17 protein-coding genes, 2 pseudogenes and 2 riboswitches are annotated in these 24,894 nt (G+C 69.3%); of the genes and pseudogenes, 9 read left to right on the plus strand and 10 right to left on the minus strand.

Annotated features, from left to right (window positions below; genetic code table 11):
- Positions 1–149: 149 nt before the first annotated feature.
- The 3 genes and pseudogenes from AQ611_RS10555 to cbiE all read right to left on the minus strand — a co-directional run.
- Entirely contained in the window at positions 150–884 is a 735-nt protein-coding gene (locus AQ611_RS10555; protein WP_069234493.1) for a cobalt-precorrin-6A reductase, read from the minus strand.
- On the minus strand, positions 881–1,975 hold the full coding sequence (locus AQ611_RS10560) for a cobalt-precorrin-5B (C(1))-methyltransferase (protein WP_069234494.1): 1,095 nt from the start codon (positions 1,973–1,975) through the stop codon (positions 881–883). Before AQ611_RS10560 ends, AQ611_RS10555 begins: the two co-directional genes overlap by 4 nt.
- A gap of 371 nt (positions 1,976–2,346) precedes the next feature.
- Positions 2,347–3,546: pseudogene (gene cbiE / locus AQ611_RS10565) on the minus strand (precorrin-6y C5,15-methyltransferase (decarboxylating) subunit CbiE); the annotation flags it as partial.
- A gap of 89 nt (positions 3,547–3,635) precedes the next feature.
- Positions 3,636–3,841: riboswitch (cobalamin riboswitch) on the plus strand.
- A 103-nt stretch (positions 3,842–3,944) separates the two neighbouring features.
- On the opposite strand from cbiE, the gene cobG reads away from it, so the two are divergent.
- From cobG to AQ611_RS10590, 5 genes are all read left to right on the plus strand, one after another.
- The gene (cobG, locus tag AQ611_RS10570) at positions 3,945–5,387 is read left to right on the plus strand and encodes a precorrin-3B synthase (RefSeq protein WP_069235249.1); all 1,443 of its coding nucleotides are present in this window, start codon (positions 3,945–3,947) and stop codon (positions 5,385–5,387) included.
- Positions 5,380–6,006, plus strand: a complete 627-nt coding sequence (locus AQ611_RS10575) for a precorrin-8X methylmutase (protein WP_069234495.1) — start codon at positions 5,380–5,382, stop codon at positions 6,004–6,006. Before cobG ends, AQ611_RS10575 begins: the two co-directional genes overlap by 8 nt.
- Complete coding sequence (locus AQ611_RS10580) at positions 6,003–6,737, plus strand: precorrin-2 C(20)-methyltransferase (protein WP_069234496.1); 735 nt, start codon at positions 6,003–6,005, stop codon at positions 6,735–6,737. The genes AQ611_RS10575 and AQ611_RS10580 overlap by 4 nt, the downstream gene beginning before the upstream one ends.
- Positions 6,734–8,599 (plus strand): precorrin-3B C(17)-methyltransferase, encoded by a 1,866-nt coding sequence (gene cobJ, locus AQ611_RS10585; protein WP_069234497.1) that lies wholly within the window; start codon positions 6,734–6,736, stop codon positions 8,597–8,599. Before AQ611_RS10580 ends, cobJ begins: the two co-directional genes overlap by 4 nt.
- A 229-nt stretch (positions 8,600–8,828) precedes the next feature.
- A complete protein-coding gene (locus AQ611_RS10590; protein WP_069234498.1) occupies positions 8,829–10,187 on the plus strand; it encodes a chitinase in 1,359 nt (452 codons plus the stop codon).
- Between the two features lie 192 nt (positions 10,188–10,379).
- On the opposite strand, the gene AQ611_RS10595 is transcribed toward AQ611_RS10590, so the two are convergent.
- The 7 genes from AQ611_RS10595 to AQ611_RS10625 form a co-directional block, all read right to left on the minus strand.
- Entirely contained in the window at positions 10,380–11,069 is a 690-nt protein-coding gene (locus AQ611_RS10595) for an alpha/beta hydrolase (protein WP_069234499.1), read from the minus strand.
- A 67-nt stretch (positions 11,070–11,136) separates the two neighbouring features.
- On the minus strand, positions 11,137–11,745 hold the full coding sequence (locus tag AQ611_RS10600; RefSeq protein ID WP_069235250.1) for a vWA domain-containing protein: 609 nt from the start codon (positions 11,743–11,745) through the stop codon (positions 11,137–11,139).
- Between the two features lie 77 nt (positions 11,746–11,822).
- Positions 11,823–13,199 (minus strand): ATP-binding protein, encoded by a 1,377-nt coding sequence (locus tag AQ611_RS10605; RefSeq protein WP_083237294.1) that lies wholly within the window; start codon positions 13,197–13,199, stop codon positions 11,823–11,825.
- A complete protein-coding gene (cobN, locus tag AQ611_RS10610) occupies positions 13,196–17,278 on the minus strand; it encodes a cobaltochelatase subunit CobN (RefSeq protein ID WP_069234500.1) in 4,083 nt (1,360 codons plus the stop codon). The genes AQ611_RS10605 and cobN overlap by 4 nt, the downstream gene beginning before the upstream one ends.
- 24 nt (positions 17,279–17,302) lie before the next feature.
- Positions 17,303–18,376 (minus strand): cobalamin biosynthesis protein CobW, encoded by a 1,074-nt coding sequence (cobW, locus tag AQ611_RS10615; protein WP_069234501.1) that lies wholly within the window; start codon positions 18,374–18,376, stop codon positions 17,303–17,305.
- A 70-nt stretch (positions 18,377–18,446) separates the two neighbouring features.
- A complete protein-coding gene (locus AQ611_RS10620; RefSeq protein ID WP_069235252.1) occupies positions 18,447–19,508 on the minus strand; it encodes a HoxN/HupN/NixA family nickel/cobalt transporter in 1,062 nt (353 codons plus the stop codon).
- Positions 19,509–19,586: 78 nt separating this feature from the next.
- A riboswitch (cobalamin riboswitch) is annotated at positions 19,587–19,843 on the minus strand.
- Positions 19,844–19,981: 138 nt separating this feature from the next.
- The gene (locus AQ611_RS10625) at positions 19,982–20,665 is read right to left on the minus strand and encodes a hypothetical protein (protein ID WP_231935821.1); all 684 of its coding nucleotides are present in this window, start codon (positions 20,663–20,665) and stop codon (positions 19,982–19,984) included.
- Between the two features lie 464 nt (positions 20,666–21,129).
- Here AQ611_RS10625 and AQ611_RS10635 point away from each other — a divergent pair, with 464 nt between their 5' ends.
- The 4 genes and pseudogenes from AQ611_RS10635 to AQ611_RS10650 form a co-directional block, all read left to right on the plus strand.
- Positions 21,130–21,669, plus strand: coding sequence for a cobalamin biosynthesis protein (locus tag AQ611_RS10635; RefSeq protein ID WP_069235254.1), 540 nt, complete (start codon positions 21,130–21,132; stop codon positions 21,667–21,669).
- 112 nt (positions 21,670–21,781) lie between these two features.
- On the plus strand, positions 21,782–22,384 hold the full coding sequence (gene cobO, locus AQ611_RS10640; RefSeq protein WP_069234503.1) for a cob(I)yrinic acid a,c-diamide adenosyltransferase: 603 nt from the start codon (positions 21,782–21,784) through the stop codon (positions 22,382–22,384).
- A 4-nt stretch (positions 22,385–22,388) separates the two neighbouring features.
- On the plus strand, positions 22,389–23,882 hold the full coding sequence (locus AQ611_RS10645) for a cobyrinic acid a,c-diamide synthase CobB (RefSeq protein ID WP_069234504.1): 1,494 nt from the start codon (positions 22,389–22,391) through the stop codon (positions 23,880–23,882).
- A 130-nt stretch (positions 23,883–24,012) separates the two neighbouring features.
- A pseudogene (locus AQ611_RS10650) lies at positions 24,013–24,207 on the plus strand (helix-turn-helix domain-containing protein); the annotation flags it as partial.
- Between the last annotated feature and the right edge of the window lie 687 nt (positions 24,208–24,894).

Raw genomic sequence — 24,894 nt, forward strand, 5'->3', positions numbered from 1 at the left:
ATCTCATCGCCTTTATGTCGCAGCAAGCATACGCAGCGGGGCCGCCAGTGTGCGCCCCCGCTGCCGTTGCGCCGACGCCTGGTGCTGTCACGTATGTTCGTCACAGCGCCTGCGTTGCAGGGGACCGAAAACGCATCGCGCGCCACGCGTCATGCCGCACGAAATGCACGGAGCGCGTCGGCAAGCGCGGTGGCGTCGTCGAATTCGCGGTCCGCATCGGGAAGCGCCGGCCGCTCGAGCATCACCACCGGAATGCGCCGTTCGCGCGCGACGTCGAGTTTTGCTTCCGTCGCCGCCCCGCCGCTGTTCTTGCTGACGACGACGTCGATTCCGCAAGCCGCAAACAGCGCCCGCTCGCCGTCGACCGTAAATGGGCCGCGTGCCGCGAGCACGTGCGCGCGCGCGTTGCCGGGATGCGCGTCGAGACAGCGCACGATCCAGTGCTGGTGCGGCGCGATTTCGTCGAGATGGGCGAGCGGCTCGCGGCCGAGCGTAAAAAGCGGCCGCGAGAACGGCGCGATCGCCGCGGCAACGCCTTCCCAATCCGCGACGCCGCGCCAATCGTCGCCGGGCCTCGGGCGCCACGGCGCGCGGCGCAGCGCCCAATAGCGCACGCGCGCCGCATCGCAGGCGGCGGCCGCGTTCGCGCTGATGCGCGCGGCGAATGGATGCGTGGCGTCGACGACGAGTGCGATCGCCTCGTCGCGCAGGTAGCGCGCGAGACCGTCGGCCCCGCCGAAACCGCCCACGCGCACGCGGCAGGCGAGATCGCCGGGCGCCTTGCCAAGGCCCGCGAGGCTGTACACGTCTTGCCAGCCGAGCGCGCGTGCGGCGCGCAACGCATCGCCCGTTCCGCCGAGCATCAGGATACGGCGCGCGCTCATGATGCAACGCCGACGATGCGGCCCTCGCGGTCGATCGCGAGTGTCTCGACGGCCACCGACGCCGGCACGATCTCGCATGCCACGCGGCGCGCGTGCGCGCAGACGATGTCGCCAAGCGGCACGCGCGCCGCGAGCGCGAGCGCGAGCGCCTGCTGGCTCGTATTCGCCGCGCGGATCGCCTGCTGCAACGCCGCGCTCGCGCCCGCATCGGCGGCCCATCGGGCAAGCTGGGGCATATCGATGCTGGAATGGCGGCTGTGAAGATCGAGATGGCCGGCCGCAAGCTTGCTGAACTTGCCGAAGCCGCCGCACAGCGTGAGCCGCGCGACGCTCGCGCGGCGCAGATACTTGAGCACGGCCCCCGCGAAGTCGCCCATCTCGATCAATGCGATATCGGGCAGGCCATAGCGCGCGCGCACCGCGTCCTCGCTCGCGTTGCCGGTGCATGCGGCGATGTGGTGCATGCCGTTGGCCCGGGCGACGTCGATGCCCTGGTGAATCGACGCAATGTACGCGGAACACGAGAACGGCCGCACGATGCCCGTCGTGCCGAGAATCGAGAGTCCGCCGACGATTCCCAGGCGCGGATTCATCGTCTTTTGCGCAAGCGCCTCGCCGCCCTCGACGCCGATCGCCACGTCGAAGCCGCCCGCATAGCCGTGTTCGGCCGCAAGCGCGCTCAGATGTTCGGTGATCATCCGGCGCGGCACCGGGTTGATCGCCGGCTCGCCGACCGCGAGCGACAGCCCTGCGCGCGTGACGGTGCCCACGCCCGGCCCCGCGCGAAAGCGCACGCCCGGCGCGCCGGCGAGCGCGACGCGCGCGAACACCAGCGCGCCGTGCGTGACGTCGGGATCGTCGCCCGCGTCCTTGATGGTGCCCGCTTCCGCGTGGCCATCAGCGCGCATGCGGCAGTACTCGAGCCGCATCGTCACATGCTGGCCCTTCGGCAGCACGATTTCGACCAGCTCGCTGCGTTGTCCGGCGAGCAACAGACGCGCGGCCGCAAGCGATGTCACGGTCGCGCAGCTGCCGGTCGTATAGCCGAAGCGCAGCGGCGCAGGCTGCTCGGGCGTTTCGTCGCGCATCATCCGCGCTCCGGCGGCGAACCGGCGCACGGGCCTGGTTCGGGCGAGCCAGCGGCGTCCGCGGGGGGAGATCCGGGCGCGATGCGCGGCGGCATGCGGCCCGGCGTATCCGATCCGAGGGCCGGCACGCCCATCGCACGCATACCCGCCGGCGACGTTACCGCTTCCATTGTCGATCCGTCCGAAAGCGCATCGCCGCGCCCATCGCGCGCGCACGAGTCGGCCGGCGGCCGCCCGTTCAGGCCATGCGCAGGGGAATCGTTCGAATCGTCTAAATCGGTCGACAGATCCTGATTCGCGTGGCGCCCGCCAGCCGCCGCCGCGCGTGCCTCGCTGACCGCTTCGAGCGCCTGGAAGCCGCCCGATTCTTCACAGGGTTTGCGCCCGTCGTACAGCGTCACCGGCAACGCCTGCCGCCATGCATCGAAGCCGCCGAGCGGCTGCGCATGGGCGATCGATACGCGCGTCAGCGCGCCGCCGTGCCGCTCGCGCCACGCGACGAGCGCCGCTTCGCCTTGCAGCGTGACCGCGTGCGCGATCAACCGTCCTCCCGGCTTCAGGCCGCTCCAGCATGCATCGAGCACGCCCGCGCGGCTCACGCCGCCGCCGACGAATACGGCGTCGGGTGCCGGCAGTCCCGCGAGCGCATCGGGCGCGCGGCCGGCGACGAGCACGAGAGCCGGCACGCCGAGCGCATCGCGATTGTGCTCGATCAGCCGTTGCCGGTCCGGATGCGCTTCGATCGCGATCGCGCGGCAGCTTGGGTGCGCGCGCATCCACTCGATGCCGATCGACCCGCAGCCCGCGCCGACATCCCACAGCAGTTCGCCCGGCGCGGGCGCGAGCCGCGCGAGCGCGAGCGCGCGCAACTCGCGCTTGGTGAGCTGGCCGTCATGAAGATAAGCGTCGTCCGGCAAGCCGGGCGTGAGTGCGAGACGCGGCGCGCCGGCATGCGCGCGGCATTCGATCGCGACGAGATTGAGCGCGGCTGCGCGCGCGCCGCCCCATGCGTCGGCGCGCGCATCGACGCGCCGCTCGAGCGGCCCGCCCAGATGCTCGAGCACGCTCATCGCACTCGGCCCGAAGCCGCGCGCGACGAGCGCGCCGGCGATCGCCGCGGGCGTCGCGCCGTCCGCGCTCAGCACCAATAGGCGGCGGCCCGGATAAAGGTAGCGATGCAGCGTCGCGAGCGGACGCCCGACGAGCGATATGGCGTCGACGTCCTGCAACGCCCAGCCGACGCGCGCGGCCGCGAGCGATAGCGACGACGGCGCGGGCAGCACCTGCCATTCGTGCGGCGCGAGCTTGCCCGCAAGCGTCGCGCCGACGCCGAACAGCATCGGATCGCCACTCGCGAGCACGCACACGCGGGCGGGACGGCGCGCAACGAGCGGCGCAACATCGAACGGCCTCGGCCACGGCTCACGCTCGGTGGCAAGCCACGCGGGCAGCATCGCGAGGTGACGCTCGGCGCCGATCGTCACCGCCGCATCGGCAAGCGCGCGCCGCGCCCGCTCGCCAAGCCCCGCATATCCGTCGTCGCCGATTCCCACCACCGTCAGCCACGCGGTCATCCGTCGTACTCCATCTTGTTCCAGTCGATCGTCCAGATTCCGCCCGCGCGCACGGCACAATGCATTCGGGCGTCGTGAAAAAAGGCATAATACCGTGTCCGTCCGCCGGTGCCCCACGGGGCCGAACAGGGAACGCAGAGCGCACCGCGCCGCTGCGGCTGCCCCCGCAACTGTGAGCAGCGAGTCCGCATCCGATTGACGCCACTGGCAGCGCCGCGCATCGCGGTCACCGGGAAGGCCGCACTGTGGATGACGACCTGCCAGCCAGGAGACCTGCCGGTGACGTTTCGTTCGTGCCAGCCGACATCGGGCGGGGTGTACCGATGCGTCAGCCTGCGTTGCGCGCGCCATATGCATGCTGTGTCCGGCCTGTCGCGCGACGCTTATCCGGAGCGCCGTTGAATCCTACCGCCACGGTTTTATCGGCCGATGCCGACGCCATTGCACACGTGCCAAACGCGACGCGCGGCGCCAGCGCCTGCCCGGGGCTCGTGCGGATCGTCGCCGCGCGCGACGGCGGCCTGTGCCGCATCCGGCTCGCGGGCGGCTCGCTCACGGCCGCACAGGCGCGCACGATCGCGGCGGTCGCGCATGCGTTCGGCTCGGGCGTGATCGAGGCGACCAATCGCGCGAACCTGCAATTGCGCGGCGTAAAGCCCGGTTGCGACGCCGACGTCAGCCGCGCGCTGATCGACGCCGGGCTCGGCCCGCTGACCGAAGACCTGCCGCACGCATCGCGCGCGGCCTGCGTCGGCGCGCGCGACGGCGTGCGCAATGTGATGCTGAGTCCGACCGCCGGCCGCGATCCGCACGCGCTCGTCGACAGCGCCGCGCTCGCCGCGCCGCTGCTCGCGATGCTGCAAACCGAGCCGTGCTGCGCGGCACTGTCGCCGAAATTCTCGCTGCTGCTCGACGGCGGCGAGCGGCTGGCGGCGCTCGATCATCCGCACGACATCTGGCTGTGCGCACTGCACGACGCACACGGGCACACGCGGCTCGCCCTCGGCCTTGCCGGCTGCCCGCCCGTCGTCGGCGAGCGCATCGGGCCGCAACAGCACGCGCTTGCGAGCATCGCGCCGGAGCAAGCGGTCGAATGCGTGCACGCGCTCATCACGAGTTTCATCGAGCTTGCGCCCGCCGGTGCAACGCGAATGCGAGACTGGCGCGCGCTCCAACCCGTCGATCGGCTTCTTTCGCATGCCGAAGCACGGCTGCCGTTTGCGCTGCGCCGCGATCCCGGCCTCGCCGGCTGGCGCCGCGTGCGCGCCGAGCCGGCCCGGCGCTTCGGCATCGAGCCCGAGCGCGATCCGGCGCGCTGCTTCGTCGGCGGGCAACCGCCGCTCGGCCGGCTCGACGCCGCGCGCCTCGCCGCGCTCGCCGCGCTGGCCGATTCGCACGGCGACGGCACGCTGCGCATCACGCCATGGCAAGGCGTGATGCTGGCGGGCGTCGCGCGCGATGCCGCTCATGACGCGCTTGCCCGGCTCGCCGCCCTCGGCTTCGTTTGCGATGCGGGCGTGCCGCTCGCGCATGTCGTCGCATGCGCGGGCGCGAGCGGCTGCGCACGCGCGCACGCCGATACGAAAGCCGACGCGCTCGCGCTCGCCGCCCGGCTCACGGCTGCCGCCGAGCTTCACGTCAGCGGCTGCGCCCGTTCGTGCGCAATGCCGCGCGCGGCCGCGCATACGCTCGTCGCGACCGCCGCCGGCCATTACGACCTTTATCGGCGCGACGGTGCGGCGGGCTTCGGCGCCGCCGTCGCGCGCCACCTGACGATCGACGAGGCCGCCGCCGTGCTCGCGCGCCGCGCGCGGCCCATTGAGGACGACATTGATGCTTGACTACCTTCGCGACGGCGATGCGATCTACCGCGAATCGTTCGCGACGATCCGCGCCGAAGCCGATCTCTCGGGCGTGCCGCCCGAACTCGAAAAACTCGCGGTGCGCGTGATCCATGCATGCGGCATGGTCGACATCGTGCGCGATCTGCGATTTTCCGCCGATGCGGGCGCAGCCGGCCGCGCCGCGCTCGCGGCGGGCACGCCGATCCTGTGCGACGCGCGGATGGTCGCCGAGGGCATCACGCGCGCGCGGCTGCCGGCGGCCAACCCGGTGATCTGCACGCTCGGCGAACCCGGCGTGGCGCAACTCGCGCGCCAGCTCGGCACCACCCGCTCGGCGGCCGCGCTCGAACTGTGGCGGCCGTACCTGGCGGGCAGCGTCGTCGCCATCGGCAACGCGCCGACCGCCCTCTTCCATCTGCTGGACATGCTCGATGCGGGCGCGCCACGGCCCGCGCTGATTCTCGGTTTTCCGGTCGGTTTCGTCGGCGCGGCGGAATCGAAGGCGCTTCTGGCGGCCGACAGCCGCGGCACGCCGTTCGTCGCCGTGGCCGGCCGTCGCGGCGGCAGCGCGATGGTCGCGGCAGCGGTCAACGCACTCGCTTCGGAGGCCGAATGACTCGCGCCACCGGCCGCCTGTTCGGCCTCGGCGTCGGCCCCGGCGACCCCGAATTGCTGACGCTCAAGGCGCTGCGCGTGCTGAAGGCGGCGAGCGTCGTCGCGCACTTCGTCGCCAAGGGGAAAAAAGGCAATGCGTTCGGCATCGTCGAAACGCATCTGAGCGATGCGCAAATCCAACTGCCGCTGGTCTACCCGGTGACGACCGAGGCGCTGCCGCCGCCGCTTTGCTACGAAACCGTGATCGCCGAGTTCTACGACACGGCCGCCGCCAGCGTCGCCGCCCATCTCGACGCGGGACGCGATGTCGCCGTGATCTGCGAGGGCGATCCGTTTTTCTACGGCTCGTACATGTACCTGCACGACCGGCTTGCGTCGCGCTACGACGCCGAAGTGGTGCCGGGCGTATGCTCGATGCTCGGCGGCGCGGCGGTGCTCGGCGTGCCGCTCGTCTACCGGAATCAGAGTCTGTCCGTGCTATCCGGCGTGCTGCCGGAGCACGAATTGCGCGAGCGGCTCGCTCACGCCGACGCGGCCGTCGTCATGAAGCTCGGCCGCAATTTCGACAAGGTGCGCCGCGTGCTCGACGAACTCGATCTCGCGCAGCGCGCGCTGTATGTCGAACGCGCGACGATGGACACGCAGCGCATCGTGCCGCTCGCGCAAGTCGATCCGATGGCGTCGCCGTACTTTTCGTTGCTCGTGATACCGGGGGAAAAATGGCAAGGATGACGGCCGCGCCCGCGATCGTGATACTCGGGCCGGGCGCGCTGCCGGCCGCGCAGCGCATCCGCGCGCGCTACGACGGCGCGCAGATCCATGCGCTCGCGGGCCGCGCGCAAGGCGATCTCGCCTTCGCCGAGCTTGGCGCGCATTTGCGCGAACTGTATGCGCGCGGCGTGCCGATCGTCGCGCTGTTCGCCGCCGGCATCGTGATCCGCTGCATCGCGCCGTGCCTGACCGATAAAGGCGCCGAGCCGCCCGTGCTCGCGGTGGCCGAGGACGGCAGCGCCGTCGTGCCGCTGCTCGGCGGGCTCACCGGAGCGAACCTGCTGGCGCGGGACATTGCCCGCGCACTCGGCGTGGCGCCCGCGATCACGACCAGCGGCGAGCTGCGCTTCGGCGCTTGCGTGCTGAATCCGCCCGACGGCTACACCCTTGCCGATCTCGATGCGGGCAAGCGCTTCGTGTCCGACTTGCTGGCGGGCGCGGGCACGCGAATCATCGGCGCGGCGCCGTGGCTCGACGAGGTCGCGCTGCCGCGCGACGCGCACGCCGAGCATGCGATCCGGATCACGCCCTATGCGTCGCGACGCGCGGCACATGAACTGCTGATTCATCCGCGCAGCGTCGTCGTCGCAATCGGCGACGACGCGCGCACTGATTCGGATGACGATGCAAATATGCACGACGCGGATCGCACGGCTGGTTCGCACAATGATGCGCCATTGCGCGCCGGGAACCTTACCGGGCCCGATAGCGATCGGGCCAGCCCCACACCCGGCCGCCGCGCCGCACAGCCCCCGCTCGCATCGAGCATCGCCGCGCTGCTCGCCGCGCACGATCTCGCGCCGCTCGCGCTTGCCGCGCTCGTCGCCCCCGCGCGCCACATCGGCGACTCGGCGCTGACCGAAGCGGCGCGCGCATTGCGCGTGCCGCTGCGCTTCGTCGAAGGCGATGCGCGCGACGCATCCGCCGTGCTGGACATCGCGCTGCCCGCGTCGCACGCGTCGCGCGTGCCGGCCCCGCATGGCGATCATCCCGCGTCCGCAACGCCGCGCGACCTCGCGATCGCCATTGCCGACGCCCCTGTCGACCCCGAGACGCTCGGCGCCGCGCGCGGCCGCGTCACCGTGCTGGGTCTCGGCCCCGGCCGGGCCGATCTGCTGACGCCCGCCGCGCGCGCCGCGCTCGCCGACGCGACCGATATCGTCGGCTACGCAACCTATGTCGACATGGCCGGCCCGTTCCGGGCCGACCAGCGGCTGCACGTCTCCGACAATCGCGAGGAGTTGCAGCGCGCGCGCCACGCATTCGAGCTTGCCGCGCGTGGCCGGCGCGTCGCGGTGGTATCGTCCGGCGATCCCGGCGTATTCGCGATGGCAGCCGCCGTGCTCGAAGCGCTCGACGCATCCGGCGACGCGCGCTGGGCGAATGTCGAACTCGATATCGTGCCGGGCGTGTCGGCCGCGCTCGCCACCGCCGCCGAGGCGGGCGCGCCGCTCGGCCACGATTTCTGCATGATCTCGCTGTCGGACAACCTCAAGCCGTGGACGATCATCGAAAAGCGCATCGAGCACGCGGCGGCGGCCGATTTCGTGCTTGCGTTCTACAACCCCGTGTCGCGCGCGCGCCCCGTGCAGTTCGATCGCGCGCTCGACGCGGTGCGCCGTCACCGCGCGCCGGAGACGGTCGTCGTGCTCGGCCGCGATATCGGCCGCCCGGGCGCAACGCTCGTCACGACGACGCTCGGTGCGCTGTGCGCGCGGCAGATCGACATGCGGACCATGGTGATCGTCGGTTCGTCGACGACGCGCCGTTTCACCCGCGACGGCACGCGCGAATGGGTGTATACGCCGCGCTGGTATCGATGATCGATCAATCAGCAATCCGCTAAATTGTTTCGGGGTGCTTTTGAACAGGAAACCGAATTGATTGTCAACTGATAAGAAATAACACAGTAAACAGCACAACCAATCATTCCATCTCGCCCGGAATCCTCCATGATGTGCGCGCCGATGCATCGATCGCCGCATCGAAAGCGGCGGCCCGGCGGCGACATGTAGGCCAGCATGTCCCGCCTCCCCAACATGGAGACACATCATGAAAACCAGTCGGTTGTCTCGGTTCGTCCCGCGCGCGCTCGCCGCGGGCTGGGTGCTCGCGGCGGCGGGCGTCTGTCATGCGACGGGCGTCTACTACGCGCCGTACCTCGACGTGACGCTCTATCCGACGCCGCAAATCGACAAAATCGGCGTCACGCAAGGCATCCAGCAGTTCACGCTCGCGTTCGTCGTCTCGAACGGCCAGTGCGTGCCGTCGTGGGGCGGCGTTCAGCAGATTGGCGGCGGCGCGAGCGGCGATCTGCTCGCGTCGATTGCGGCATCGCTTGCCAGCTACCGCGCGAAAGGCGGCGAAGTCGCCGTATCGTTCGGCGGCGAGGCGGGCACGCCGCTGATGCAGGCCTGTTCGAGCGTGCCCGCGCTGAAGGCCGCGTATCAGACGGTCATCGATACATACGACCTTCGCCACGTCGATTTCGACATCGAAGGCGCCGCGCAGCAGGACAGCGCGGCCGTCGCGCGTAATTTTCAAGCGGTATCGCAGCTTCAGGCCGAGTATGCGGCAAAGGGCAAGCCGCTGTCGGTCACGCTGACGCTGCCCGTGATGCCGACGGGCCTCATAGACGACGGTCTGAACGTGCTGAACGCGGCGCTCGCGAACAAGACGGCGATCGATGCGGTCAACATCATGACGATGGACTACGGCCCGGCGAACCTCGATATGGGCGCGGCCGCGATCAGCGCCGCGCAGGCGCTTTATTCGCAGCTCGATACCGCGTATAAGGCCATCGGTCAGCCGCAGACCAGTGCGCAGCTCTGGCAGCGGGTCGGCGTCACGCCGATGATCGGCATGAACGACGTGCAAGGCGAAACCTTCACGCTGGCCAACGCGCAGAGCGTGTTGAACGCCGCGCGTGCGAATGGCTATGGCCTGATCAGCAACTGGTCGGCCGGCCGCGATCAGGCGTGCCCGAACAATGGCGCATCGGTTTCCGATACTTGCTCGGGCATCGTTCAACAACCGTATGCGTTCGCCGCGATCTTCAGGCAGGCCGCCGGACACTGGGGCACCGGCGTCACGCAAGATCCGAACTACGGCGGCACGACGGGCGGCGGCACGCCCCCGTCGGCCGCGCCGTGGTCGGCAAGCCAAGTCTATACGGCAGGCCAGACGGTCACGTACCAGGGTGTCACGTATCAGGCGCAATGGTGGACGCAAGGTGAAGTGCCGGGGCAGGCCGCGGTCTGGAAGCCGGTCAGCGGCGGCACGCCGACCTGGTCGCCTGACGCGTCGTATTCGGGCGGCACCTGCGTGATGTATCAGGGCGCGAAGTACTGCGCGCAGTGGTGGACGCAGGGCAACGTGCCAAGCGCGGGCGGCGTGTGGGTGAAATCGTAACGGCCGTAATGCGGGCGCTCGCGTTCGTTTCGCCTGTGTGGAACGCGGGCGCAGCCGGCCGCGATGCAGCGCGGCTTGGCGGGCGCGGCAAACCGCGCCGCGCCGACGCCGGCCGCGCCCCGAGATGGCACCGCCGTCGGTCGCACGGCCCACGCCGCGGCGGCGATCATGCCGTCCGCGCCGCGGCGGCGCTCACGCCGCGGCAATCCGCGCATGCAGCCAGCCGCGCAGCGCATCGACCTCTTCCGCGCAAACCGAATGCGGCATCGGATACGCGTGCCATTCGACGCGCGAGCCGGCGCCCGCGCCGCGCGCCGTTGCAAAATCGCGCGCGGCCTCGCCTAGCGCGACCGGTAGAACGTCATCGCCGGTGCCGTGCGCGGCGAAGATCGGCGTGCCGCGATTCGCTTCGGCGAGCCGCTTATCGATGAAGTCCGGCGATGGAATATACCCGGACAGCACGATCAGGCCGGCGAGCGTCTCCGGATGCGTGAGCCCCGCCGAATAAGTCATCGCTCCGCCCTGCGAAAAGCCCGCGACGAAAATCCGCGAAGTCGGAATACCGCGCCGGTTTTCCGCGTCGATCAGCCGGCGCACCGTCGCGCAGGACGCCTCGATTCCCGCTTCGTCGACCTGCCGGCCAAGCGTCTGGAACGACAAAATGTCGTACCACGCGCGCATCACATAGCCGTTGTTCGCCGTCACCGCAATCTCGGGTGCGTTCGGCAGCACGAAACGCACGGCCGGTGCATCGCGCAGGTGCAATTCCGGAATCAACGGCACGAAATCGTGCGCGTCGGCGCCGAGGCCATGCATCAGGATCACGGCGAATGTCGGGTTGGGACCGGTTTCGATTTCGATGGTCGGCTGCTCGTCGGTCATGCTGATCGGCTCCACAAGGTCGGGTGAATATCGGCCGATGATCGCATATCGGCCGCGCCGCCGGCGATCAGCCGCTACCGAGCGCATCCGGCCCGATCAGCGTCGCGCCCCACGCGCGGGCCAGCCGGGCGCAGCGGCCCAGCCGGACGGATGCATCATCGAAATCGACGACGACGATCCGCTCGGCATGGACGGGGCGCGCCGGGGTTTCGCGAGTGCGTCCGTCGGACAGCACCCAGAGCCAGCGCGCCTGCCGCGGCTGCCGACGCGCGGCGCGCGCGAGCAGCCGCTGCGCGGCGTCGATCCCTTGCACGAACGGCGTGCCGCCGCCGCCGCCGATCGGCGCGAGCCAGCGCTCGTTCCACCAGCGCGGCACGGCCGGGCCGAAGCGCACGTCGGCCGAGCCGCCGCCGAAGCAAACGAGCGCCGCCGCCGCGCGTTCGCGCGCGAGGCAATCGAACAATGCGACAACCAGCCCCTTTGCCCGCGCAAGACGTCCGTGCGTCAACATCGACGCGGAGCAATCGAGCACGAAGCAATGCAGCGCGCCGGGGTTGCCCGCTCGCGGCCGGTAGCGCAGATGCTCGGCACGCGGCGCGTCGCCGCGCGCGGCCGCGAGCGTGGCGCGCCACGCGATGCGCGTGCCGGGTTCGCCGCGCGCGTCGCGTTTGCGTATGCCGGTGTCGAGCCATCGAAGGCCGTTGCCGGGCGCATGGGGCGCGACGGCGGCAGCGGCGGCATCCGTCCGATGGCTCAGCGTTTTTTTAGCGGCAGCGCGATCACGCGCTTGACGGCCGGTGCCGGGGCCATGCCCACCGGTTCGGGCGGCAGATAACCCCAATCGCGATCGGCCGACGACGCGGCGTCCGGGCGGGTTTGCGCGGCGGTATCACGAACCGGGCGATTCGCCCCGTCTGCGCCGGACGGTGCGCGGGCTCCCGCGTGCGCCGGGCCGCCCGCTTCGGCGCGAGATCCGGCTCGCGCGAATGGCGGCGGCTCGTCGGCATGATCGGCGGCGTGCGCGATACGCGCGTCGTCGTCATGCTGTTTGGACGATGCGTCGCGGCCTGACGAATTCGATGGCGTTTGGCCGAGTGAATCGGCCGCCGGCGCGCGCCGCGCGGCATGCGCCGGCGCGTCGGCAGCCCCCGCCGTATCGGAATCGGGCCGCGTGCGCCGATGACGCAATACGTCGGCGGCCACGCGCTCGACGTGCGCCGCATCGACCGACGTCGCGCCTTCGAGCGCGGCCAGCGCCCGCGCGGCGCGCAGCATCACCAGATCGCCGCGCAGCCCGTCGACCGCCGCGTCGATGCACAGCGCGGCCGCGCGCGCATGCGCGGCATCGCTGAAGGCAAGCGCCGGCAACGCGGCGCGCGCCGCGCGAATCCGCGCGACGAGCGCCGCCTGGGCATCGCGATACTGCTCCCGGAACGCGTGCGCATCGAGATCGAACGCAAGCCGCATCCTGACGATCTGCTGCCGCAGCACGGCGTCATTACAATTGCCGACTTCGACCATCAGCCCGAAACGGTCGAGCAACTGCGGCCGCAACTCGCCCTCCTCGGGATTCATCGTGCCGACGAGCGCGAAGCGCGCCGGATGGCTGTGCGAGATGCCGTCGCGCTCCACGGTGTTGATGCCGCTTGCGGCGGCATCGAGAAGCGCATCGACGAGCGCGTCCGGCAGCAGATTGATTTCGTCGACATACAGCACGCCGCGATGCGCGCGCGCGATCAGGCCCGGCGCGAAGCGCACCGTGTGATCGGCGAGCGCGCTCGCGAGGTCGAGCGAGCCCGTCACCTGTTCGTCGCTTGCCGATAACGGCAGCGTGACAAAGCGCCCTTCGGGCAGCAGTTCGGCAAGCGCGCGCGCGGCGGTCGATTTGGCCGTGCCGCGCGGGCCGCTGATGAGCACCCCGCCGATGCCGGGATCGACCGCGACGAGCAGCAGCGCCTGCTGCAATGCCTGCTGGCCGATCAGCGCGGCAAACGGATAGGCAGCCGGCAGCGCGGCGGCGTCCTGCGGCGGTGCCGGCGCTGCCGGCGTTTGCGCCGCCGCTGCCGTGCCCGGTGCGGCCGGCCCGCCGCCGGCGCCGCCGTTCAGATCGTTGGTGGTCGCGTCGTTCATTGCCGTGCCCCTTCCAGAAGCTGCTCGCTTGCGAGCAGATAGCCCTCGATCGCGTCGCGGTGCCCGCCCGGTTCCTGCCATAGGCCACGCTGCATCGCCTCGACGAGCCGCTCGCACATGCCGTGCAGCGCGTGCGGATTGTGCCGCTCGAGGAACGCGCGCGTATCCGGATCGTGCAAATACGCGTCGGCGACGAGCGCGTACTGATGATCGGCGATCACGCGCGCGGTCGCATCGTAGCCGTACAGATAATCGACGGTCGCGGCGATCTCCGCCGCGCCCTTGTAACCGTGCCGCTTCACGCCGTCGATCCACTTCGGGTTGACGACGCGCGCGCGGATCACCCGCGCGATCTCCTCGCGCAGCGTGTTGATCCGCGGCGCGGCCGGGTTGGCATGGTCGCCGTGATACAGGCTCGGCTGCCGTCCGGACGCGTGCCGCACCGCCACCGCCATGCCGCCGTGAAACTGGTAATAGTCGTTCGAATCGAGAATGTCGTGCTCGCGGCTGTCCTGGTTCTGCACAACCGCGTCGATCGCCGCAAGGCGCATTCCAAACGCGTCGTGCGCGGCGTCGCCCGCGCTGTTTTGCGCATACGCATAGCCGCCCCACGCATGGTAGGCGTGAGCAAGGTCGGCATCCGTGCTCCAGCGGCCGTCGTCGATCAACGTCTGCAGCCCCGCGCCATAGCCGCCCGGCCGCGCGCCGAACACGCGCCAGCCGGCGCGCCGCCGCGCTTCGTCGGCCGGCATGCCGCGCGCCGTAAGCGCCTGCGTATCGCGCAGCACGCGCTCGCGGAGCGGATTGAGTTGCGGCGGCTCGTCGAGATTCGCGACCGCCTGCACCGCCGCATCGAACAAATGCATCACGTTTGCAAACGCGTCGCGGAAAAAGCCGGACACGCGCAGCGTCACGTCGATCCTCGGTCTGTCGAAGATTTCGATCGGCAGAATCTCGAAATCGGTCACCCGATGGCTGCCCGGCGCCCATTTCGGCCGCACGCCGAGCAGCGCGAGCGCCTGGGCGATATCGTCGCCGCCGGTGCGCATCGTCGCGGTTCCCCATACCGATAGACCGACCGCGCGCGGATAGTCGCCGTGTTCCTGCAAATGGCGTTCGATCAGTTGCTGCGCCGATTTCAAACCGATCGACCATGCGGCCTGCGTCGGCACCGCGCGGGTATCGACCGCGTAGAAGTTGCGCCCGGTCGGCAACACGTCCGGCCGGCCGCGCGACGGCGAGCCGCTTGGCCCCGGCGGCACGAAACGGCCTTCGAGGCCGCGCCGCAACTGGCGCAGTTCCTCGGCGCCGCACGCATCGAGGCGCGGCAGCAGATCGCGCGCGAGCCGCTCGAGCACCGCGTGCGTGCGCGGCCAATGCGTGGCGACGTAGCCGAGATCGGCGCTCGGGCGAACCGCGTGGGCCTCGGTGGCGCCATCCCATTCCGCTTCGGCGTGAGCGCGCTCGCCGGCTTGGGCGATCGTCGTATGCGCGGCGCGGCCGGCCGCCTGCTCGCCGCCCGCGCCGTTCACGTTTTCCGCATGGCCTGCGGCGATCGCCGGCTGGCCGTCGCGCCGCGCGCCATCGCACCGCTCGCACACGCGCTCGATCAACGCGCTCGCGAGCTGCTCCAACCGTTCGCGCGTGTCGCCCGCATGCCGCCAAGGCTCGCCGCTTACCTCGCGAAGCGCGTCGGGCCGCGGCCCGGTCCACGGCTCGGCCCAGTCGGCCGCGAGCGGATCGAAACCGTCGGGCAGCGCGAGATCGCGCGCGAGCGCGCCGATCAACCCGGCGTGCTCGCCGCTGCCGTCGCCGGCCGGAAAGCGCGCGAGCGCGGCGAGCGTATCCCGCCGCTGACGGCCGCGCGGCGAACTGCCGAACGTATGCAGCCCGTCGCGGATCTGCGCCTCCTTCAGCTCGCAAAGCCACGCATCGACACGCGTGAGCAGCGCATCCTCGGCGTCGCGCCCGTCGGGCGGCGCGATGCTGAGTTCCTCGTGCAGCCGGTGCTCGACGATCGTCGCGAGAATCGTCTCGCGCAATACCTTCGCGCGGCGCGCATCGACCATCAGCGCGTCGTAATACTCGTCGACTTGCCGCTCGAGATCCTGCAGCGGCCCGTAATTCTCCGCGCGGGTCAGCGGCGGCATCAGATGATCGACGATCACCGCTTGCGCGCGCCGCTTCGCCTGGCTGCCCTCGCCCGGATCGTTGACGATGAACGGATACAGGTGCGGCAGCGGCCCGAGAATCAGGTCGGGCCAGCACGCCGCCGACAGCGCGACGCTCTTGCCCGGCAGCCATTCGAGATTGCCGTGCTTGCCGAGATGGACGATCGCGTCGATCGCGAAGACGTCGCGCAGCCAGAAATAGAACGCGAGATAGGCGTGCGGCGGCACGAGATCGGCGTCATGATAGTTCGCGTAATCGTCGCCGCCGCGCGAGCGCGACGGCTGCACGCCGACGAATACGTTGCCCGCGCGCCAGCCCGCGATCGCGAAGCGCCCGCGCCGCAGCGTCGGGTCCGCCTCCGGCGGCCCCCAGCGCTCGTTCAGCGCATCGCGCAACGCGCTCGGCAGCGCGGCGAAGCGGCGCAGATAGTCGTCGAGCGCGTAGCTTTGAAACGCCGGGCGCAGCGCGCGCGTGGACGCATCGTTGGTCACGCCCGCGGTGATCCGCGCGAGCAATGCGTCGCCGTCTTCGGGCAGTCCGTCGCGCAGTTCGTCGACTTGCGCGCCGCGAGCGCCGCCTTCGCAGGCATCGGCGATGCGATACCCTTGGTCGCACAGCATCGCGAGCACCGCGAGCGCCGAGGCCGGCGTGTCGAGCCCGACACCGTTGCCGATGCGCCCTTCGCTCGCCGGATAATTCGCGAGAATCAGCGCAATGCGCTTGTCCGCGTTGTCGAGCGTGCGCAGCCGGCACCAGCGGCGGCTCAGCTCGGCGACGAACGCGATCCGCTCGTCGTCCGGCTGATAACGGACCACGTCGACCTCGGTATGCGCGCAGCGATAAGCCAGCCCCTTGAAGCTCACCGCGCGCGTGATGATCCGGCCGTCGACCTCGGGCAGCGCAACGTGCATCGCGATGTCGCGCGCGTGCAGGCCGTGCGGATCGGCCAGCCATGCGTCGCGATTGCCGCCCGACAGGATCACCTGCAGCACGGGCGCGTCGCCGGCGAGCGCCTCGGCCTCGTCGCCGGGCGTGCCCGCGGCGAACGCGGTCGTGTTCAGCACGAGGCAGACGCGCGCGGCATGCGCGCCGGCTCGGCGCGCATCGGCAACCGGGCCGCCCGCATCCGCCGCATCCGCGCACAGCCGCTCGATCACCGCGCGGCTCATCGCATCCTTGAGCGACGTCACCGCGATCGGCAACGGATTGAGCCCTTCGCGCTCGAGCGCGCCGGCGAGCGCGTCGAACACCGCGGTATTGGCCGCCTGCCAGTGCGCCTTGTAGAACAGAATCGCGACCACCGGCGCGCCCTCGCGCCAGCGCGCGCGCCAATCGTCGAGCGTCGCGCTCGCGCGGGCCGGATGATAGAGCGCGGCCGCGGGCAGCGGACGCGGCGGCTCGGGCTCCCTGCCGAAGCCGAGCGCGTGATGCGCGATGCTGCGCAACAGCGCTTCGGCGTTCGCGCTTCCGCCCTCGCGCAGATAACGCCACCACAGCCGGCAAAGATCGGGCGTGACCGTGCTCTTCGCGATCAGATTCGTGTCTTCCTGCAGATCGCCCGAGAACATCGCCAGCTTCATTCCGGTGCGGGCCGCGAGCGCGACCGCCTGCTCGATTCCGTATGGCCAGTACGACTCGCCGCCGAGATGATCGATCACGACGGCGCGCGCATGCCGCAGCACGTCGTCGATATAGAAATCGACCGATGCGGGCTGGCGCAGAAACGTCACGTTCGCGAGCCGCACGCTCGGAAAACCTTCGGGAAGGGTCGGCACGACGCTCGCGAGCAGCGACAGCGTCGTGTCGGCCGAGCTGAGAATCACGATGTCGGCCGCACGCTGGTCGATCCGCACGACTCCCGCCGTGTCGTCGACGAAGCCGCCGGGTGTCGTGCGTAGTAAATGCATGGCGCTGGTTCGTGCGCGCTACGCTCAAGCGGCGCGCGCGCGGGCCGCGAGCGCCGCGTCGAACGCGCGCTGCAGCGCCGCCGCGTCGAGATCCTCGCCGATCAGCACGAACCGGCTCGAGCGCGCCTCGTCGTCGCGCCAGCGCCGGTCGAAATAGCTGTCGAAGCGCTGCCCCACCCCCTGCACGACCAGCCGCATCGGCGTATCGGGCAGCGCGGCGAAGCCCTTCACGCGATAGATCGTGTGCGCTTCGACAAGCGCGGCGAGCGCGGCGAGCGCCGCGTCGCGCGAGCCGATCTGCGCATGCACGACGACCGAATCGAATTCGTCGTGGTGATGATCGGCGTCGTCGGCCGAGCCGTGGTGGTCGTGCCGCAGATGGATCGTCTCCTCGGACGCCGCGTTCAGGCCAAGCAGCGTCGCGAGATCGAGCTCGCCGCGCTGCGCGCGAACGATCTTCACGTGCGGCGGGATCTCGTCGCGGATCGCCGCGTCGACGCGCGCGAGTTGCGAGTCGTCAAGCAGATCGGTCTTGTTGAGGATCACGAGGTCCGCGGCCGAAAGCTGATCAGCGAACAGTTCGTGCAGCGGCGATTCGTGGTCGAGGTTCGGGTCCGCGCGGCGCTGCGCGTCCACTGCGGCCGGATTTTCCGCGAACTGGCCGCGCGCCGCCGCCGGGCCGTCGACGACCGTCAACACCGCGTCGACCGTAAAGCTGTTCTTGATCGACGGCCAGTTGAACGCCTGCACGAGCGGCTTGGGCAACGCGAGCCCGGACGTCTCGATCAGCACGTGGTCAATATCGGCGCGCCGCTCGACGAGCGCCTCCATCACGGGATAGAACTCCTCCTGCACCGTGCAGCACAGGCAGCCGTTCGCCAGTTCGTAGAGTTGACCGTCGGCTTCGCCGCCCGCTTCGTCGCAGCCGATTGCGCAGCCTTTGAGGATCTCGCCGTCGATGCCGAGTTCGCCGAACTCGTTGACGATCACGACAATCCGGCGGCCGCCCGCGTGTTGCAGGATATGCCGCAGCAAGGTCGTCTTGCCGCTGCCGAGGAAGCCCGTGACGATCGTCACGGGAATTTTGCGCATGTGCATGGTCGTTTCCGTCGAGGTATTCGAATGTCGTCCGGCGTGCCGCCGCGCCCGCAGGCCGGCTGCGCGCCATTCAGGCCGAAAGTGTCACGTCGATTTCGTCGTAGCGCTTGAGCCGGTAGACGAGCGCCGATACGGCCCAACTCACGACGAAGATTCCGATCACGAAATAGCCGAGGACGCCGAAATGCTCGGCCGCCATTGCCGCGAAATCCCACACGCCGCCCTTCAGCTCGAACTTGTCGGCAATCAGCGCGAACGCCTCGATCCCGCCGATCACCACCGCGACCACCACCGATACGAACGTGATCGTCATGTTGTAGTAGATCTTGCGGATCGGCCGCACGAACGCCCAGCGGTACGCGCCCATCATCATGATGCCGTCCGTCGTGTCGACGAGCGTCATCCCGGCGGTGAACAGGATCGGCAGCGCCATCACCGACCAGAACGACAGGCCGCCTTGCGCGTGCGTCGCCGAGATGCCGAACAGCGCGATCTCGGTCGCGGTGTCGAAACCGAGCCCGAACAGAAAACCGATCGGATACAGATGCCAGCTTTTCGACACGATCGCGAACAGCGGCCGGAATACGCGCGCGAGAAAACCGCGGCGGTTCAGCAGCAGGTCGAGATCCTGCTCGACGAGCGTCTCGCCGCGCCGGACTGCGCGAAACGTCCGGCACACGGAGATCAGGATCAGCAGGTTCGCGAACGCGAGCACCAGCAGGAAGAATGCCGACACGCTCGTGCCGATCGCGCCGCCCCACGTCTTCATCTCGTCGAAGTGGGCGGCAAGCGACGCGGCCGTCGCCGCAACCGCGACGGTCATCAGAATCACGATCGTCGAATGGCCGAGCGAGAAGAACAAACCCGCGCCGAGCGGATTTTTCCGCTCGTGCATCAGCTTGCGCGTGACGTTGTCGATCGCGGCGATGTGATCGGCGTCCACCGCGTGGCGCAGCCCGAACGTATAGGCAAGCAGCGCGGTGCCGAGCAGCGCGGGCTGCCCGCGAAACGCGGCGAGTGCCCAGAGCCATGCGCCGATGTTGAAGGCGATCAGCAGTGCGTAAATGCCGACGATCTTGCTGCGCAGCTCGGCGGGACTGTCGTTGAACAGGCGGAGAAACGACTTGAGCATGATGCTCCTTTGGAGAACGGTCCGGCGCGCCGCCTCCCCGCAGCGCGGATTCCCGGGCACGCGCGCCGCCGCACGGCGCACGCCCCCTGCATCTCGGCCGGTATCCGGGCTGACGAACACGCTGCTTCACCTTCCCGGACGCGACGCATCCAGTGGCCGATCGCACATGCGCTCGCGCATGTGGAGAAGTCAGCGCCGCACCGCTCGCGCGATGCCATCGCTTACCGTTGCGGGGGCAGCACAGGTGGGCGGGCCGTGGCGGCCATGCTTCCTGTTTCCCGTTTAACTGCGCGCAAAAGAACTTGCGCGCGAGCACCAAGACGCGGCGAGTGTAAGGCGCGCGTCGGGAACGCGTCAAGGCGGACAAAAGGCGGATGGCTTTCGGGCGGCCGGCGGCCGGTCGCATCGGGGCCGCCGCCAATGCCGGTGTAATGCTCGAGCCCGCGTTTCGCGCTCGAAAAAAAGCCCGCTCGCTACGGCTGGATATTGATCGTGCCGAATACGTTCTGAGCCGAGTACGTTATGCGCTGATAGATCGGGTCGCGGTAGGAATAATCCATCACGGAGCTGATCGCGCCGACATGGGTGGCCGCGCACGTGAAATTCACGCTGGCGCTCGCGCCATAGGGCGACGCGCCGACCGCGACCGTGGTCGGCCCCGACCACTGGACATTGCAGCCCACCGAACTTTGCCCGACGTTGTAGCCGCGGCAATTGAACGTCGAAGTGCCGTTGCTGCGCGCGGGCAGGCCGGCCCACGGCGCGATGTACAAATCGGCCGAGCACGAGACGGCAAGCGGATTGCCTGCCGCAATCGAAAAGCTTCCGCTCGGCGGGTGCAGCGTCGCGGAAACGGGCGTCGTTGGGATCGGCCCCGCCACGGCATTTTTCGCATATTCGTTCTGCCGCGCCGCGGCTCGCGGATTGCCCGATTCGGGATACTGGCACACCACCGCGGCCGTCACGTCGGCCCCGGTGGAAAGCTTGCCTTGGTCGGTCACGTCGCGCCCGCCGTTGGATTCGCAAAACAGCGTGCGCCATGCCTTCTCGCCAGGCGTCGGCGGCGCGGCGGATGCGGATTCGCCGGCTTGCGCGGCCGGGCCGTGAACCGCGGCGAGCATGAGAAAAGCCAAACGCGAGATGTTCTTCATCTTCATGTCGATGCCCTCGTCAATATTTATTTATCGCATGCGGTCAAAAGCAGCGCATCGCCAAGCGTCATGCCGGCGCGATCGTCTGCTTCGAGCAAACCGGGATCGCCGTCAACGCGGAACCGTTGAAATCGGTGCGCTGTCGCCAACCTACATGGCGCCAAAACCGAAATCCAATGAAAATTTTTTGACAGGTGCCGTAAGCCCTTCGAACCAAATGGCGCGTTGAATCGCACGTTGAATGGCGCGTTGAAAAAGGCCGGTGAAACACGCGGCGCAAGCGCGATGCGCCACGTCCCGTTCGATTCGAACCGGCAGGCGGCTCGCCGCTGGCGCGAACCCCGCTGTGCTATCGTATGCGCGCATCTGACCTCCGCCCGCCAACGCACCGCGCCCGCCTTACTCAGCATGATTCGATTCGCCCTGCACCACTGCCACGCTCGCGCCGACCGGTGCCGCGCGTGCGCGTGCTGATGCGCGTCGCGCTTGGCATCGGCTGTCGCGCGGGACGCACGGCCGACACGATCGACACCGCGATTCGCGCGGCGCTCTCGCGCCTGCCCGATGCACCGGCTGTCGACATCGTGCTCGTCGCGACGCTCGATGCGAAGGCGGGCGAGCCCGGTCTCGTCGAATGCTGCGCACGGCATGGCTGGCCGCTCGCCGCGTTCTCGCGCGACGCAATCGCCGAGCAACTCGCGCGTGGCCTGAGCCGTTCGCCCGATGCCGCTTGCGGACCGTCGGCCGAGCCGCATGCCGGCGCGCTCGCCATCGACGCGGCGGGCGCGGCCGGCTCGGCCGCCTGGAATACGGCTGCGCTGCGCGATGCGCATGGCGCGCCGTTCGGCGAATTCGGCAAACCGTCCGTCGCCGCGCGCGCGCGCTTCGGCGTGGACGGCGTGTGCGAGCCTTGCGCGCTGCTTGCCGCACCCGGCGGTGCGCTCATTGTGCGCAAGCTCGCGCTCGATGGCGTGACGGTCGCGATCGCCCGCGTCGCCGGCGCGCCATGAGATGCGCTGAACGCGGGCTTCGCCGCGCGCCGCTGCCGGCTTCAGCGCGCTTCCGGCAACGCCCTGCCGCACCAAACTGCTCCCTCCCAACCGAATCACAGGACGCCAATCGATGAAAACCGATTCCGAATCGCATCAACGCATGGCCGAGCGCCGCCGCGCGGGCCACGAAAAGAAGCAGGCGGCCGCCACCGTCGAGAAGGGCTTGCTGATGGTCCATACCGGCAACGGCAAGGGCAAGAGCACCGCCGCGTTCGGCATGGCCGTGCGCATGCTCGGCCACGGCATGCGCATCGGCGTCGTGCAGTTCATCAAGGGTGCGCTGCATACGTCCGAGCGGGATTTTCTCGGCGCGCACGCGCAATGCGATTTCGTCACGATGGGCGACGGCTATACGTGGAATACGCAAAACCGCGACGCCGACATCGCGACCGCCCGCCGCGGCTGGGACGAGGCGCGCCGGATGATCGAAAGCGGCGATTACCGGATGGTGATCCTCGACGAGCTCAACACCGTGCTCAAGTATGAATACCTGCCGCTCGACGAAGTGCTCGCGACGCTCGCGGCCCGCTCGCCGATGCTGCACGTCGTCGTGACAGGCCGGCACGCGCCCGACGCGCTGATCGACGCGGCCGACCTCGTCACCGAAATGCGGCTCGTCAAGCACCCGTACCGCGAGCAAGGGGTGAAGGCGCAGCGCGGCGTGGAGTTCTGAGCCGATGCCCGCCTGCCCCGCGCTGTTCATCTCAGCGAGCGCGTCCGGCCAGGGCAAGACCTCGGTGACGGCGGCGCTCGCGCGCCATCACTGGCGGCTCGGGCGGCGCGTGCGCGTATTCAAGACCGGGCCGGATTTTCTCGATCCGATGCTACTCGCGCGCGCGAGCGGCGCGCCCGTTTATTCGCTCGATCTCGGCATGGTTGGTGAGCGCGATTGCCGTGCGCTGCTCGCGCGCGCCGCGCGCGAGGCCGACGTGATTCTGATCGAAGGCGTGATGGGCCTTTACGACGGCACGCCGTCGAGCGCGGATCTCGCCCGGGCGTTTCACGTACCGGTCGCCGCGGTGATCTCCGCGCAGTCGATCGCGCAGACCTTCGGCGCGATTGCGTTCGGACTCGCGCAATTCCGGCCCGGCGTGCCGTTCCACGGCGTGCTCGCCAATCGCGTCGGCTCCGAGCGCCACGCGGCGCTGCTGCGCGACGCGCTGCCGCAATCGATTCGCTGGCTCGGCCATCTGCCGCGCGATCCGCTGATCGCGCTGCCCGAGCGGCACCTCGGCCTGCATCAGCCCGACGATATCGCCGATCTCGAAGCGCGCATCGAACGCGCGGCCGATGCGCTCGCCGCGACGGCGCTCGCGGCGCTGCCGCCCGTCGTCGAGTTCGGCGCGGCAAGCCACGACGTTCGCGGCGATGCCGCTTCCGGCATAGCGGGCGTGTTGCATGCCGGCAATTGCGGCATGTTCGCGCCCGCGCCCGCCGGCGATATCGGCGGTGCGCATTCGGCCGCGACAACGGCGCTTTCGCCCGCCGGCCACGCGGCCGGTTCGGCAACCGGCGCCGCCGCGACGATCGGCGGCCTGCCCGCCGCGGCGGCCCATACCGGCGGCCGTCTCGCCGGCAAGCGGATCGCGATCGCGCGCGACGCGGCGTTTTCGTTCATCTATCCGGCCAATCTCGACGCGCTGCAAACGCTCGGCGCGCAGCTTGCGTTCTTTTCGCCGCTCGCCGACGAGCCGCTGCCCGACGGCTGCGACGCGCTATATCTGCCGGGCGGCTATCCGGAGTTGCACGCGGCGCGGCTCGCGGCGAACGCAACGACGGCGCGCGCAATCGCCGCGCATGTCGCGGCGGGCAAGCCGGTCGTCGCCGAATGCGGCGGAATGCTGTATCTGGGCGAAACGCTCACCGACGCCGACGGGGCGGCCACGCCGATGCTCGGCCTGATCCCCGGCGCAGCATCGATGCAGCGCCGCTTCGCCGGCCTGGGCATGCAGACGCTTGCCACCCGCTTCGGCGCGCTGACGGGGCACACGTTCCATTACTCGCGTTTCGTCACGCCGCTCGCGCCCACCGTCAACGCGACGCGGCCCGACGACGGCGCGCCGGGCGAACCTGTCTATCGGCACGGCCCGATCGTCGCGACGTATCTGCATGCTTATTGGCCGTCGAATCCGCAGGCAGCCGCGGCGCTGTTCAGCGGCGATCCGCTGTGACGGCGCCTGCCCGCTGTTGCAACGCTTGCCGGGGCGCGCGTGGTCCAGCGCCTCGTTCATCGCCCTCGAATTCGAACTGCGAGAGCCGAAATCGACCCCTTTGGGGCGAAGGTCTATTACGTGATGCTCGCGCAAGGTCCGCTCGAAAGACTTCGCCACAGCCGTCGGCATCACTGAGCAGAATCTGTCGCTGCTCAAGCAAGGCAAGGTCAAGGGCATCCGCTTCGCGACGCTCGAGGCGATCTGCCGTTATCTCAATTGTCAGCCCGGCGATTTGCTTGAAGCCAGGACGTTGCCGGGCGGCAGCATTTCGCTGCCTCGGTAGATGAGGCACGACGAAACAACGCATGTTGCGATTCCGGGCGATTCGAGCCCATCACTGCGGTGCGGCTTCACGCCGCACGGGCTTGGCCATGCAAGCGCGCACCGCGCAAACTCACAGAACTCGGCCGCGCCCTGCGGTGCTTGGCGGCATCGCAAGGCAACCGCGTTTCATCCGACACGCGATCTGAAATTCGACCGTGATCGTGACGATCGCGGGCTCCGCCCGCCGGAATACGTGTCCGATCCCCGTGCGTGACGCGGCCAGCGAAGCCGTCTGCTGGCGCGAAACATTCGTTTCGACTTATCCGCCTGCGGATTCGCAGGCAAATCTGCGTGCGACAACGGCGATGTCCGCCGGAAATTTCCATGGAATTTTATTTCGACGGGAATCGAATAAGTCGCAAATAATATTGGATGACACCATCACTTTCTGAAATAAAGGAGGTGATCGTGGCACGCCATATTACATATGAAAATATCGGCCGAGATTCCGACCTTCAAAATGTCACATGACTAACTGCAGCCATTTACTAGCCGATCCACGACACATCGGCATCGTTTACGATTGTAATTCTCACCTTACTCTCGATTAGCAGTTGCTGAATCAATCGCCCTCGGCGATAAAATCGATGTATCCGTGCAGCACACTGAATCCACATGACATTGCAATACGGATGAAAATTGACTA

Source organism: Burkholderia singularis, assembly GCF_001718875.1.
In the GTDB taxonomy this organism is placed as follows: Bacteria; Pseudomonadota; Gammaproteobacteria; order Burkholderiales; family Burkholderiaceae; genus Burkholderia; species Burkholderia singularis.

What these genes read in the sequence shown, in the direction of transcription:
- AQ611_RS10555 (WP_069234493.1), bottom strand. Translation starts at nt 884, where the DNA reads ATGAGCGCGCGCCGTATCCTGATGCTCGGCGGAACGGGCGATGCGTTG.
- AQ611_RS10560 (WP_069234494.1), bottom strand. Translation starts at nt 1,975, where the DNA reads ATGATGCGCGACGAAACGCCCGAGCAGCCTGCGCCGCTGCGCTTCGGC.
- AQ611_RS10575 (WP_069234495.1), top strand. Translation starts at nt 5,380, where the DNA reads ATGCTTGACTACCTTCGCGACGGCGATGCGATCTACCGCGAATCGTTC.
- AQ611_RS10580 (WP_069234496.1), top strand. Translation starts at nt 6,003, where the DNA reads ATGACTCGCGCCACCGGCCGCCTGTTCGGCCTCGGCGTCGGCCCCGGC.
- cobJ (WP_069234497.1), top strand. Translation starts at nt 6,734, where the DNA reads ATGACGGCCGCGCCCGCGATCGTGATACTCGGGCCGGGCGCGCTGCCG.
- AQ611_RS10590 (WP_069234498.1), top strand. Translation starts at nt 8,829, where the DNA reads ATGAAAACCAGTCGGTTGTCTCGGTTCGTCCCGCGCGCGCTCGCCGCG.
- AQ611_RS10595 (WP_069234499.1), bottom strand. Translation starts at nt 11,069, where the DNA reads ATGACCGACGAGCAGCCGACCATCGAAATCGAAACCGGTCCCAACCCG.
- AQ611_RS10605 (WP_083237294.1), bottom strand. Translation starts at nt 13,199, where the DNA reads ATGAACGACGCGACCACCAACGATCTGAACGGCGGCGCCGGCGGCGGG.
- cobN (WP_069234500.1), bottom strand. Translation starts at nt 17,278, where the DNA reads ATGCATTTACTACGCACGACACCCGGCGGCTTCGTCGACGACACGGCG.
- cobW (WP_069234501.1), bottom strand. Translation starts at nt 18,376, where the DNA reads ATGCACATGCGCAAAATTCCCGTGACGATCGTCACGGGCTTCCTCGGC.
- AQ611_RS10620 (WP_069235252.1), bottom strand. Translation starts at nt 19,508, where the DNA reads ATGCTCAAGTCGTTTCTCCGCCTGTTCAACGACAGTCCCGCCGAGCTG.
- AQ611_RS10625 (WP_231935821.1), bottom strand. Translation starts at nt 20,665, where the DNA reads ATGAAGATGAAGAACATCTCGCGTTTGGCTTTTCTCATGCTCGCCGCG.
- cobO (WP_069234503.1), top strand. Translation starts at nt 21,782, where the DNA reads ATGAAAACCGATTCCGAATCGCATCAACGCATGGCCGAGCGCCGCCGC.
- AQ611_RS10645 (WP_069234504.1), top strand. Translation starts at nt 22,389, where the DNA reads ATGCCCGCCTGCCCCGCGCTGTTCATCTCAGCGAGCGCGTCCGGCCAG.